At 71.3% G+C, this 12485-nt stretch carries 12 protein-coding genes; 1 reads left to right on the forward strand and 11 read right to left on the reverse strand.

Translation table 11 applies throughout. The features are described 5' to 3' along the window. Position 1: 1 nt before the first annotated feature. From npdG to ABZS58_RS27455, 11 genes are all read right to left on the reverse strand, one after another. Positions 2–670, reverse strand: coding sequence for an NADPH-dependent F420 reductase (gene npdG, locus ABZS58_RS27405; RefSeq protein WP_354786072.1), 669 nt, complete (start codon positions 668–670; stop codon positions 2–4). Next, the gene (locus ABZS58_RS27410) at positions 667–981 is read right to left on the reverse strand and encodes a hypothetical protein (protein WP_354786073.1); all 315 of its coding nucleotides are present in this window, start codon (positions 979–981) and stop codon (positions 667–669) included. Before ABZS58_RS27410 ends, npdG begins: the two co-directional genes overlap by 4 nt. After that, positions 978–1961, reverse strand: coding sequence for an LLM class flavin-dependent oxidoreductase (locus tag ABZS58_RS27415; RefSeq protein ID WP_354786074.1), 984 nt, complete (start codon positions 1959–1961; stop codon positions 978–980). Before ABZS58_RS27415 ends, ABZS58_RS27410 begins: the two co-directional genes overlap by 4 nt. Next, positions 1958–2935 carry an enoyl-CoA hydratase/isomerase family protein gene (locus ABZS58_RS27420; protein WP_354786075.1) on the reverse strand — a complete coding sequence of 326 codons (978 nt, stop codon included), beginning with the start codon at positions 2933–2935 and terminating at the stop codon, positions 1958–1960. Before ABZS58_RS27420 ends, ABZS58_RS27415 begins: the two co-directional genes overlap by 4 nt. A 10-nt stretch (positions 2936–2945) precedes the next feature. After that, positions 2946–3935 carry an LLM class flavin-dependent oxidoreductase gene (locus ABZS58_RS27425; protein WP_354786076.1) on the reverse strand — a complete coding sequence of 330 codons (990 nt, stop codon included), beginning with the start codon at positions 3933–3935 and terminating at the stop codon, positions 2946–2948. After that, the gene (locus tag ABZS58_RS27430; RefSeq protein WP_354786077.1) at positions 3932–5479 is read right to left on the reverse strand and encodes a class I adenylate-forming enzyme family protein; all 1548 of its coding nucleotides are present in this window, start codon (positions 5477–5479) and stop codon (positions 3932–3934) included. Before ABZS58_RS27430 ends, ABZS58_RS27425 begins: the two co-directional genes overlap by 4 nt. Positions 5480–5561: 82 nt before the next feature. After that, positions 5562–6560: an LLM class flavin-dependent oxidoreductase gene (locus tag ABZS58_RS27435; RefSeq protein WP_354786078.1), complete on the reverse strand. Its 999-nt coding sequence runs from the start codon at positions 6558–6560 to the stop codon at positions 5562–5564. Further along, positions 6557–7645: an LLM class flavin-dependent oxidoreductase gene (locus ABZS58_RS27440; RefSeq protein ID WP_354786079.1), complete on the reverse strand. Its 1089-nt coding sequence runs from the start codon at positions 7643–7645 to the stop codon at positions 6557–6559. The genes ABZS58_RS27435 and ABZS58_RS27440 overlap by 4 nt, the downstream gene beginning before the upstream one ends. 82 nt (positions 7646–7727) lie before the next feature. Further along, positions 7728–8690, reverse strand: coding sequence for an acyl-CoA dehydrogenase (locus ABZS58_RS27445; RefSeq protein ID WP_354786080.1), 963 nt, complete (start codon positions 8688–8690; stop codon positions 7728–7730). 13 nt (positions 8691–8703) lie between these two features. Next, on the reverse strand, positions 8704–9870 hold the full coding sequence (locus ABZS58_RS27450; RefSeq protein ID WP_354786081.1) for an acyl-CoA dehydrogenase family protein: 1167 nt from the start codon (positions 9868–9870) through the stop codon (positions 8704–8706). Further along, complete coding sequence (locus ABZS58_RS27455; RefSeq protein ID WP_354786082.1) at positions 9857–11392, reverse strand: AMP-binding protein; 1536 nt, start codon at positions 11390–11392, stop codon at positions 9857–9859. The genes ABZS58_RS27450 and ABZS58_RS27455 overlap by 14 nt, the downstream gene beginning before the upstream one ends. A 68-nt stretch (positions 11393–11460) precedes the next feature. On the opposite strand from ABZS58_RS27455, the gene ABZS58_RS27460 reads away from it, so the two are divergent. Further along, on the forward strand, positions 11461–12465 hold the full coding sequence (locus ABZS58_RS27460; RefSeq protein ID WP_354786083.1) for an MBL fold metallo-hydrolase: 1005 nt from the start codon (positions 11461–11463) through the stop codon (positions 12463–12465). The last annotated feature ends 20 nt before the right edge of the window (positions 12466–12485 follow it).

The following is a 12485-nucleotide window of genomic DNA, read 5'->3' on the forward strand; positions in this document are numbered from 1 at the left end:
TTCAGCCTTCCGTGAGCTGGACGTCGGTGATGCGCAGGCCGGCGTGGGCCTTGTACCGGCGGTTCACCGAGATGAGGTTGGCGGTCAACGCCTCGACCTGATGGGCGTTGCGCAGCCGGCCGCCGTAGATGCCGCGGACCCCGGGGATGGTCCCGGCGAGCTCCTGCACCAGGTCGGTCGCGGCCCGGTCGTCGCCGAGCACCAGCACGTCGGTGTCCACAGTGGACCGCGAGGGGTCGTCGAGGTGCACGGCCGACACGTTGTGGAACGCGCCGACGACGGTCGACAAGGGAAGGATCGCCGCGGCCTGCTGGGTGGCCGAGCCCTCCTCGACGCTCAGCGCGTACGCGCCCTGTTTGTCGAAGCCGAGCGGGTTCACGCAGTCCACCACGATCTTCCCGGCGAGCGCCGGAGCCAACCCGGCGAGCAGCTCGGCGTGCCCGTCCCAGGGCACCGCCACCACCACGATGTCCCCCGCCGACGCGGCGTCCACGTTGGACATTCCGCGGACCCGGCCGGGCAGTTCCGCGGCGACGGCGACGGCCCGTTCGGCGGCCCGTGAGCCGAGCACGACGTCGAGACCGGCCGCGGCGAACCGGCGGGCCAGTCCCCGTCCCTGCGGCCCGGTCCCGCCGAGCACGGAGACGGTCATCCGCGCCAGGTCGGTCATGGCAGCCGCTCGTACAGCACGACGGGGTTGCCGCCCGGGTCCGTGACCAGCACACGCCGCTCGTGCGGTCCGGTCACCAGGTCGTCGCCGGAGTAGCCCAGCGCGGCGAGGTCGTCGACCTGGATGCTCAGCACGGTCCGGCCGGGCACCGGCTGCTGCGTGGCATCGGCGAGGCCGATGGTCACCGTGCCGTCGGTGATCGCGGCGTACCGGTCGCCGTCACGGAACCGGGTCGTCAGCCCGAGCGCGGTGTAGAACTCCAGCTGAGCGTCCAGCGAGGCGGCGGGGACGATGACGTGACCGATCTTCATGGGCGGAACCTCGGCATGACCTCGCGGGCGAACCGTTCGACGATCTCGATCGAACGGGCGATCGGCAGCCCGAGCCACTGGGCCCGGAAGACGAAGTGGTTGAAGCCGGCGTCGGCGAAGTCCTGCACCTTCGCGGCGATGTCGTCGGGCGAGCCGAAGAACAGTGCCTTCTCCTTGATGCCTTCCCACTGGGTCTCGAAGTAGTCCATGCCGTACTGGACGTACTCGCCGTAGGAGCGGCGCACGGCGGTGCCGGCGATGTCGTAGGCGGCGTCGAAGGAGTCGGCGACGCACAGGTCCCGGTGGATCGGGAAGACCGCGCCGTCGTCGGAGAACCCCGAAGCAAGACGCTGGGCGCGGTAGTCGGCGAGGTTGCCGACGGCCCAGTTGCGCCGCACGTTGGACGGGGCGAGCCACGGCAGGCCCTGTTTCGCGATCCGGGCGATGCCGATCGGGCCGTTGGCGCCGACCCACACGGGCGGGTGCGGCCGCTGCACGGGCAGAACGCTGCACCGCACCCCGTCGAGCTCGAAGTGCTGGCCCTTGTGGGTGACGGGCTCGCCGGTCCACAGCTGCCGCATCACGTCGAGCGCCTCGTTCATCCGGGACACCCGGGTGCGCCGTTCGATGCCGAACGACGCGAACTCGTCGTCGCGGTAGCCGGAGCCGACGCCGAGGACGAAGCGGCCGCCGGACATCTGGTCGATGGTGGCGATCTCCTCGGCCCAGTGCACGGGGTGCCCGAGCGGCAGGATGAGGATGCCGGTGCCGAGCTCCATCGTCCCGGAGTGGTCGATCAGGCGCGACAGCAGCGGCAGCGGCTGCGGTGTGGACAGCGACGACAGGTAGTGGTGGATGCCGAAGACCGAGTCGTAGCCGAGGTCACGGACGTGCTGGACGTACTCGACGATCTCACCGGTGCGCCGGTGCAGGTCGTCGCCGGGCTCGTACTGGTGGTCCAGCAGGATGCCGAACTTCACGCGGGATCCTCTTGCGACCGCGACTCACTGAGCCGGAAGTACGGGGCGACCATCCGGTCCCGGTCCTCGAGGGCCTGCCGGATGCCCTTCTCCCGGCGCTCCTTGAGGAAGTTCCAGTCGCCCTCTTCGAAGCTGACGTTGGTGGCCCAGCCGTGCCCGACCCAGCCGGTCATCGCGCCGAGGCCCTTGCCGCGGGCCTCCATGACGATCTGCATCATCGACTTGCCCATCATGAGCGAGTCCAGGGGCATCACGGCGATCGCGTCGGCGTAGTCGTCGACCCAGCGCTGCAGGTCCTCGTGGGGCACGACCTTCGTCACGAGACCCTTGCGCTCGCCCTCCTCGGCGCCGATGGCGCGCATGGTGAGCATGACGTCCTTCATCGTGGTCAGGCCGACCTTCTCGATCCAGTGGTACATGTCCTGCGGGGCCGGGCCGAGGTAGCGGAACGCCGGGTGGGTGAAGCGGGCGTTGGGGGCGGCGATGACGATGTCGGCGGACAGCGCGATCTGGAAGTGCCCGCCGTAGCAGTAGCCCTGGACCTGGCAGATGGTGGCCTTCAGCGACTCGATGATGGGCCGGGTGAAGCCGGAGCTGAGCACGTTGCGGTCGGGCAGGATGCGCTGCCGCTGCGCCGGGCGGCGCCGCGACGCCTTGTCCGTGCCGGACTTGTAGCCGATGTAGTGGCCGAGTTCGGCGGCGTCGGCGCCGGTGCCGAAGTGCTCGCCCTCGCCCTTGAACACGATGACCTTGACCCGGTCGTCGGCCTCGGCCTCCCGGACCAGGTCACCGACCCGCTCGAACGCGGCGACGGGGATCGCGTTGAGCCGGTCCGGACGGTCGAAGGTGATGGTGGCGACGGAGCGCGCCTCGTCGACGTCGTACCGGACGTACTTGGCGAGGACCTCCGGGTCGACCTCCATGTTCTCGACGTCCCACTGGTTTTCCAGGAGCTCGGCTTCGGTCTTCTTCACGGTGAAATCCTTAATGATCGAAGGCGGGGAACACTTCGGCGGCGAACAGCCGCAGGGAGGCACGGACCTGGTCCGTGGGCATGCCGAGCCAGCCGGGCCGGAAGATGAGATGGTCGAAGCCCAGGTCGCGCAGCGCGCTGATGCGTTCGATGAGGAACTCGGGCGAGCCGAGCAGCAGCGTGTTGCGGACCAGTTCGTCGAAGCGGTCACGCTGCCAGCGCAGCGCCGGGTACTCCGCGTAGGTGGAGTACTCGACCCGGGCGTGCGGCAGCGCTTCCTCGACGGCGCGTTCGGTGGTCGGTGCGCAGTACAGCTCGACACCGACGGGCCGCGACACGCTCCCAGGGTCGCGGCCGTATTCGGCCAGGGCGTCGTTGTAGACGGCCAGATGCTCGGGCAGGAACCGTTTGCTCGGCGAGTTGCCCGGCGCGTACCAGGCGTCGCCGAGCCGGGCGGCGCGCCGGACCGCCTTCTTGCCGCCGGCACCGATCCAGATCGGTGGCCCGCCCGGGGTCAGCGGCCGGATGCCGATGGTGGCGTCGGTCTGCGGGTAGAACTCGCCGTCGGTGGTGACGGGTTCGCCGCCCCACAGCGCCCGGATGAGCCGCAGGCTCTCGTCGAGGCGGCGGAAGCGGGTGTCGGGGTCGATGCCGAACGCGGCGAACTCGTTCTCGCGGTAGCCGGCGCCGACGCCGAGGACGACCCGGCCGCCGGACAGGTGGTCGAGGGTGGCGAACTCCTCGGCGACGTGCACCGGGTGGAACATCGGCAGCAGCAGGATGCCGGTGCCGATGAGCATGTCGCCGGAGCGCGGGATGAGGCTCGCCGTCATCGAGATCGGCTGCGGAGTGTTGAGGTTGGACTGGAAGTGGTTGATCGTCCAGACCGAGTCGTAGCCGAGTTCGGCGGCGAGTTCGACGGTGCCGAACAGGTCGCTGAGGTGTCTGCCGAGGTCGTCGCCGTGCGGATACTGGTGCGACGCCATGATCCCGAACTTCATCGGTGCCCCTCTCCGGCGGCCCGGCTGATCTTGCCGGTGCTGCTGCGTTCCAGGGCGGGCACGAACTCGATCCGCCGCGGGGTCTTGAAGTGCGCGAGCCGGTCGCGGGCGAACGCGACGATCCGCTCGGCGAGCTCGTCGTCGGCGACGGTGTCGTCCTCGCCGCGCACGACGAGCGCCACCGGGATCTCGCCGAGCCGGTCGTCGGGCCGGCCGAGCACGCGGACGTCACGGACGAGCGGATGGTCCCGCAGTTCGTCCTCGATCTCCTCGGGCCACACCTGGAACCCACCACATTTGATCATGTCCCGCTTCCGCCCGACGAGGAACAGCACACCGTCCTCGTCGACGTAGCCCATGTCACCCGTGTGCACCCAGCCGTCCTGGACGAGCTCGCGGGACGCCTCGGCGTCGTCGACGTAGCCCTTGGTCAGCTCGGACCGCACGACGACCTCACCCTCGGCGCCGGTCGGCAGGGCCGTGCCGTCGCCGTCGCGGATCTCCAGCTCGACACCGGGGTAGACCCGGCCCGCGGAGCCGGGCTTCCACTTGCCGGCCTTCATGTCCCGGCCGTTCCAGCCGGCGATGTGACCGGCCTCGGTCGAGCCGTAGTTGACCAGGATCGGCACGTGGTAGCGCTCCTCGAAGGCGCGCCGGACCGGCCACGAGATCGCCTGCCCGGCGACCAGGACGGACTTGACGCCGGCGAAGGGCAGGTCCCGGTCGGCGTGCACGATGTCGAAGACCATGGTGGGCAGGAAGAAGAAGTTGTCGAAGGCGAACCGGTCCATCAGCTCGGCGAGCCGGTCGACGCCGAAGCGCTCCCAGACCACGGCGGGCCGGCCGACGAAGAACGCGAAGAGCAGCGAGTGCTGGCCACCGCTGTGGAACAACGGCAGGGCGATGAGGTTCGCCTTGGCGTCGGCGGCGGCGGTACCTTCGGCGTCGCTGCCGGTGGAGACCCGGGCGAGGCGTTCGAGGGAGGCGCGGGTGCCCCCGTGGGTGACGCTGACCGACTTCGGCCGGCCGGTGGTGCCGCCGGTGGACAGGATGCAGGCCTCGGCGTCGTCGGCGACGTCCACGGCGGGCACGCTGACCTGCTGCCGCCACGCCAGTTCCGGTACCCCGGCGACCGCCCCGACGGCGGCCCGGACCTCGACGTCCGGGCCGCCGGCGAGCAACCCGGCGATGACGTCCGGGCGCCTGTCGTCCACCACCAGCAGCCGCGGCGCGGTCTTGGCGAGGGACTCGGCGAGTTCGGCGGCGTTGTACAGGCTGCTGACGGTGACCGGGACGGCGCCGATCTTCCAGGCGCCGAACAGGAAGAAGACGATCTCGGGGCCGTTGGTGAGGTAGCAGGCGACCCGGTCCCCCGCCGTCACCCCTTCGGCGCGCAGCGCGGCGGCGACGCCACCGGCGAGCCGGTCGACCTCTTCGAACGTCCAGGACCGGCCGTCGTCGCCGTACAGTGCGGGCACGTGGGGCCGGTCCGCGGCGCGGCCCTCGAGAATGCGGGCGAGGTTGCCGCTGCGCTGGCCGCTCATGCCGCCACCTCCGCTTCGCTCCGGCGCCGGCCCGAGCCAGTGCTGTCACATGGTTCGCGGCCCGAGCCGCTGCGCTGGCCGCTCACGACGCCACCTCGATCGGGGTTGAGACGCGCGGGATGATCTCGGCGCCGAAACGGGCGAGCTGCTCCATGGCCTCGTCCTGGCTCGCGCCGACGAACTGGTGCCGCAGCGACACCTCGGTGATGCCGAGCCCGGTCTCCCAGCGGCGGAGCTTCGCCACGATCTCGTCGGCGGAGCCGACCAGGCAGTCCTCGGCGAGGTACCGGTCCAGGTCGATGGACTGGGCGTCGTCCCAGGACTTGTAGCCGGCGTACTGACGCTGCAGGTGCGGGCGGACACCGGCGGCGGCGGTCGCGTAGGTGTCGCCGACGGCCGCCTCGCGGCTCATCGGGTATTCGCGGTCCGGGCTGTGTCCGTGCTCGGCGAGGACGCCGCGGTAGACGGCGAGCAGCCGGGCCAGCTCCGCGTCGTCGCCTTTGGGGCCGATGAGCCAGGGCGCGTCCAGGCGGGCGGCGCGGCGCACGGCGGCCTCGGCGAACGCGCCGATCCACAGCGGCGGCCCGCCGGGCTGCACGGGACGCAGCGCCAGGGACGCGCCCGGGACCTCGCCCCAGGTGCCGGCGGCGTCGAGGGTCGCGCCGCTCCACAGGGCGCGCAGCAGCGGGACGTAGTCGCTGAGGCGGCGCAGCCGGTCGTCCCAGGCGACCCCGAAGGCGGCGTTCTCGCGCTTGCGGTAGCCGGCGCCGAGGCCGACGGTCAGCCGCCCGCGGGACAGCACGTCCAGGGACGCGAGCTCCTCGGCGAGGGCGATCGGGTTGAGCAGCGGCGCGACGAGCACGCCGAAGCCGATCCGGACCCGGGAGGTGGCCGCGGCGAGGTAGCCCGCGAGGGGGATCGGCTGCACGAACGCCGACTTCGCCAGGTAGTGGTGGCCGAGGTAGACGGCGTGGAACCCGGCCGCCTCGGCCGCGGCAGCCTGGGCCAGCACGTCGTCGATGCCGGCGGTGGCGGACGCCGACGGGTCGAACTGGGCGCTCAGGAAGCAGCTGATCTTCACCCGACGACCGCCGCGGTCTTGTGCTGGGGCTGGGGCTGGGACTGCGCGCGGAAGTGCGGGATCACCTTGGCGGCGAACTCCTCCATGGAGCGCAGCGCTGCCGCGCGGTCCAGCGTCGGGATCCGCAGCCAGCCGATGTAGTGGTTGATCCCGAGCTGCTCGCGCAGCATCTCGATGGTGTCGATGACCTGCTGTGCGGAGCCGAAGTTGCCGCCGTGGGTGAGCGTCTGCTCCAGGGTCAGCAGCTCGATGTTCTTGGCGACGGCCGCGTAGTAGGCGCGCTCCTTCTCGATCGCCTCCTCGGAGCCGGGGATGACCTTGCCGACCGACTTGTAGTACTGCATCGCGGCCTGCGCCGCCTGACGCAGCCCCGCCTCACCGTCGCCGCACCAGACCTGCTGCATGAACGGCAGGTCGTAGGTGGTGATGTCGAAGCCGTTGTCGCGCATGGCCTGCTGGTACAGGGCGAAGTTCTTCTGCATGATGCCCAGCGGCGTGAAGTTGGGCGAGGTGATGATCGACTCGCCGACGGCGCCGCGCTCGCGGAAGCTGTCCGGCGAGACGGTGCCCTGCAGGATCGGCGGCCCGCCCGGGGTGTGCGGCCGCGGGTAGGTGGTGATGTTGTCGTAGTGGAAGATCTCGCCGTGGTAGGAGAAGTTCTCCTGCGACAGGGCGAGCCGCAGGATCTCCAGGGTCTCCTGGTAGCGCTGCTTGGACTCCTCCAGGGGCACGCCGAAGCCGGCGAACTCCGACGGCTGGTAGCCGCGGCCGACGCCGATCGACACCCGGCCGCCGCTGAGGACGTCGAGGGCGGCGATGTCCTCCGCCAGGCGCAGCGGGTGGTGCAGCGGCAGGACGAGCACGGCGGTGCCGATGGTGATGCGTTTGGTCCGCTCCGCGACGGCCATGCCGAAGTTGATCGGGCTGCCGAGGATGCCGTACTTGGAGAAGTGATGCTCGGCCAGCCAGATCGAGTCGAAGCCGAGCTCGTCGGCCAGCTGGATCTCGTCGAGCGTCTCCCGCAGCACCTGGTGGTCCGATGTGCCTTCGTTCACCGGGAACAGGTTCATGATGCCGAACTTCACGATCTCTCCTCGTTTATTCCGACCAGCCGGTATGTTACTGGTACCGTGCTGGGCTTCGCAAGACAAAACGCAGGCCAGCGGCCTATTTCGACGAGTGGGCCGCGACCCTCAGCGCGCCCACCCGGCGGCGGTGCGACGCACCCGAACCGAGCACGGCGTCGAGCACGAGCGCGCGGCGCAGGAACAGGTGCGGGTCCGCTTCCATGGTGATGCCCATGCCGCCGTGCACCTGGATGCAGCGTTCGGCGGCGAACACCGCGGCCCGGCCCGCCGCGGCCTTGGCGGCGTGCACCTGGATCTCCGCGTCGGCCCGGCCGTTGTCGACCGCCCACCCGGCGTACAGGGTGAGGTCCCAGGCGGCCTTGCGCACCGTGGCGGCCTCGGCGAGCTGGAACGCGACCCCCTGGTAGGAGCCGATGACCCGGCCGAACTGCTCACGGGTGCGGGCCTGCTCGGCGGCGAGGTCGATGGCGCCCTGCGCGACCCCGCACAGCTCGGCGGCCACGACCAGGATGGCCCGCCACGGCCCGGCGCCGGCCGGGGTGACCTCCGCCGGCCCGGCGAGGGTGACGTCGGACAGCGGCACCGACGGGTCCAGCGACTGCCGCGGGACGACCCCCGTGACCGCGGCGATCCCGACTCCCCGTGGCCGCAGGACCGCGAGACCGTCGGCCTGGGCCGCGTACCGCACGAGCGAGGGCCCGTCCATCGCCGGCGTGAGCACCCGCTCCCCCGACAGGACGTCCTCGGGCAGCGGGGAGCCGCTGAGCAGCTGCACCGCGGCGGCGTGCGCCGGGAACCGGCTCGGCACCAGGTGCTCGCCGAGGACCTCGACGGCGACGAGCAGGTCGATGAGGTCCGAGCCGATGCCACCGGCCGGCTCCGGCACCCCGAGCAGGCCGAAGTCGCGCAGCAGCGGGCCGTCGCACGCCGGGGCCCGCCAGCCGCCTTCCAGGGCGTCCCGGGCGGTGACCCCCTCCCCCTCCACGAGGGACCGGACGGTCTTGGCGATCTCCAGCTGTTCCTGGGTGAATGTCGCGCGCATGCCGGGGCTCCGCTCAGCGTGAACGGGGCAGGTGCAGGACCCGCTCCGCGAGGATCGACTTCTGGACTTCCTCGGTGCCGCCCTCGATGGTGTGCGCGCGGGCGCGCAGGTAGCGGCGCATCCGGGCGGCGGCACCCGGACCGTCCAGCAGCACCCCGCCGCTGTCGTCGAGCTGCACCGCGAGCCGGTTGGCGTTCTGCACGACCCCGGCCCACAGGCTCTTGAGCGCCGAGGTCTCCGGCCCCGGTACCCCGCCGGCCTGGGTCTCGCCGAGCATCCGCATCGAGCCGATCCGGACCGCCTCGGCGTCGCACTGCAGCTGGCCGATCGTGTCGAGGAACGCGGTGTCACCGCCTCCGAGCTCGTCGACGATGCCGCTTTCGAGGGCGACGTCGATGACCCGGTCGACGGCCTGCCGGGCCCACACCCACAGGTTCAGCGCCATGCTGCCGCGTTCGAACGCGAGGGTGGTGAGGGCGACCTTCCAGCCGAGCTCGGCACCACCGAGGACGTCCTCGTCGGGCACGAACACGTCGTCGAGGAACATCTCGTTGAACTCGGTGTCCCCGTTGATCATCACCAGCGAGCGCACCGTGAACTTGTCCATCGGGGCCAGCAGGTAGCTGATGCCCTGATGTTTCGGCGCCGCGGCGTCGGTACGGGCGAGCAGCAGGCACTTGGAGGCGTTGTGTGCGTTGGACGTCCAGATCTTCGACCCGTTGACGAGCCAGCCGCCGTCCACCTTCGTCGCGGCGGTGCGCAGGCTGGCCAGGTCCGAGCCGGAGCCGGGCTCGCTGAAGCCCTGGCACCAGTACTCGTCGCCGCGCAGGATGCCGGGCAGGTGCCGGGCCTGCTGCTCGCGGGTGCCGTGCGCGATGATCGTCGGCCCGGCCAGCATCATCCCGACGCCGTTGAGCGGGTAGGGGGCGCCGCGGACGGCCGCCTCCTCGTTGAAGATCGCCTGGGCGAGGGAGTCCAGGCCGCGCCCGCCGTGCTCGGCCGGCCACGACAGCCCGGCCCAGTTGCCGGCGCACAGCCGGTCCTGCCAGATCCGCGACCAGTGCTCGCGCTGCTCCTGGGTCAGGTCCTCCTGGTCGGGCACGTCGCGCAGCGCCTCGTCGAGCCAGCCGCCGGCCTCCCGCCGGAACGCCAGGTCGGTGTCGCTGTCATCGAAGTCCATGGGCGGTGACCTCCTCCGCTGTCTTGAGCCGGGTCTTGTAGAGCTTGCCGTTCGGGTCCCGCGGCAGGGCCTCGTGCAGCACGTAGGTGCGGGGGCGTTTCGGTTTCGCCAGCCGGGTCTCCAGGTGCGCCCGCAGCGCCTCGACGACGGTGCCGTGCTCGGGTGCGCCGCCGAGCAGGGCGATGTGCGCCTGCGGGACCTCGCCGAACTCGGGGTCGGGCGCGCCGATGACGGCCGCGTCGGCGACCCACTCGTGGGTGAGCAGCGCCGCCTCGATCTCGGCCGGGTAGACGTTGACCCCGCCGACCAGGATCAGCTCCGCGGCCCGGCCGGTGATGTAGAGGAAGCCGTCCTCGTCGACGTGCCCGACGTCCCAGACCGTCATGAGGCCGTCGCGGCGGGACCCGTCGGTCTTGCCCGGGTCGTTGTGGTATTCGACCTTGTCGTTGCCCTGCCGCATGTACACGATGCCGGTCTGCCCGACGGGGACCTCGGCGCCCTGTTCGTCGAGGATCTTCAGGGTGGAGATCGAGGCGGGCCGGCCGACGGTGCCGGGGTGGGCGAGCCACTCGTGCGGCCGGGCGACGGTGGTGCCGACCTCGGTGGAGCCGTAGTACTCGTACACCACCGGCCCGAACCAGTCGAGGATCCGCTGCTTCACCTCCCGCGGGCACGGCGCCGCGCCGTGCAGCACGTAGGCGATCGAGGAGATGTCGTAGCGCTCGCGCTCCTCGCGGGGCAGCTGCAGCAGCCGGTAGAAGTGCGTCGGCACCATGCTGGTGCCGGTGACCCGCTGCTCCTGGACCCGGCGCAGGAACCCTTGCGGGGTCCAGCCGTCCATCAGGACCAGGGTCCCGCCGGCGTGCAGCGCGCCCATCGCCGGGGTGATGTTGGCGGAGTGGTACAGCGGCGCCGACACGAGCCACGACGCGAACGCGGAGCGCTGCATCCCGAACTCGTTGAACAGCCACACGTAGGTGCGCGCGCCGGTGTCCGCGTCGATGCCGCTGAGCGGGCGCTTCACCCCTTTGGAGCGACCGGTGGTGCCGGAGGTGTACATCATCAGCGAGCCGGCCGGGGTGTCCTGCGGGCTGGTGTCCGGCATGCCGTCGGTGAGTCCGGACAGGCCGTCGGGTCCGTCGATGAAGAGCTGCGCGCCGGGCGGCGTCGCGGCGGTGACGACGTCCTTGACCCGCTCGGAGCCGACGACGACCTTCGCCCCGCTGTCGCTGAGGATGTAGGCGACCTCGGGCTCGGTCAGGTGGTAGTTGAGCGTCACCAGGTACAGCCCGGACTGCATCGCCGCGAGGTACAGCGCGACCATGCCGGGGCTGTTGGTCATCACCGCCGCGACGGTGTCGCCGACCTGCAGCCCCAGGCGGGTGCGCAACGCGTGCGAGATCCTGTTGACCTCGGCGAACAGCGCGCCGTAGGAGATCCGCCGGTCGTCGGCGGTCACGATCGCGCACAAGTCCGGTTCGGCGGCTGCCCACAGCCGGAAACCGGTCCGGTCCTCGGTCATCGGACTCCTTGAACTAAATTCCGACCATCCGGTATGTTGTTGCCCAACAGTAAGGGAGCTCCCCCACGATGTCCATACCCGTGAGCGAGGCGCACGCCGCCAGCTACCGCGCCCGTGAGGTCCCGGCCCCCGCCCAGGTCATCGAGGGTGTGTGGGCCGTCCCGGTCCCCCTTTCCGGCAGCGCGCTGCGCGCCGTCACCGTGTTCCTGATCGAGACCCGGGCCGGGCTGGTCCTCGTCGACGCCGGCTACGACCACCCGTCCTGCTGGGCCTCGTTCCGCAGTTCCCTGAACGCGATCGGGCACACCGTCGAGGCGATCTCCACCGTCCTCATCACCCACAACCACCCAGACCACGTCGGCTTCGCCGACCGGGTCCGCACCGTGTCCGGCGCCCGCGTCCTGATGGGGGCCGCCGACGACTTCGCCGGGATGCACCGCCTCCGCGGCGGCTTCCTCGACCAGCTCGGCACCGCCCTGGACCTCACCGGCGCGCCGCAGGACGTCGTGGACAGCATGTACGCCGACGCGGTGAAGGTCGCCGAGCACCACGAGTCGCTGCGCCTGGACGCCACACTGCCCGCCGGCGGCACCGAGCTCGACTTCGGCGACGTCACGATCCGCGCCGTGCACACCCCGGGCCACACATACGGGCACACCGTCTACTACGACACCCGCGGCATCGTCTTCACCGGCGACACGATGATGGCCGAGGGCCCGACCCAGCTCGCCATCGTCAGCCGCACCGGCGACGACCCCGCCGGCGACCTGCTCGCCTCCCTGGACCGCATCCGGGACCTCGGCGCCACCATCGCCTGCCCGGCGCACCAGTTCCCGTACCGCGACGTCGCCACCCGCGCCGAGGAGCTCAAGGCCTTCCACCGGGCAGAGGTCGACGCGGTCCGCGGCCTGACCGACGGCAGCGCGACAGCCTGGGACGTGGTCCGGCGGATGTCGTGGAAGAAGCCGTGGGACGAGCTCGGCCGCGGCACCCGGCGCTTCAACCTCGTGCACACCCTCGCCCTGCTCCGCAACACCGCGAGCACCGCCGGACGCATCGAGGACGCACGATAGGTCGCGGCACTGGGGTTCGA

The organism is Dactylosporangium sp. NPDC005555 (assembly GCF_040605635.1).
Lineage (GTDB): Bacteria > Actinomycetota > Actinomycetes > Mycobacteriales > Micromonosporaceae > Dactylosporangium.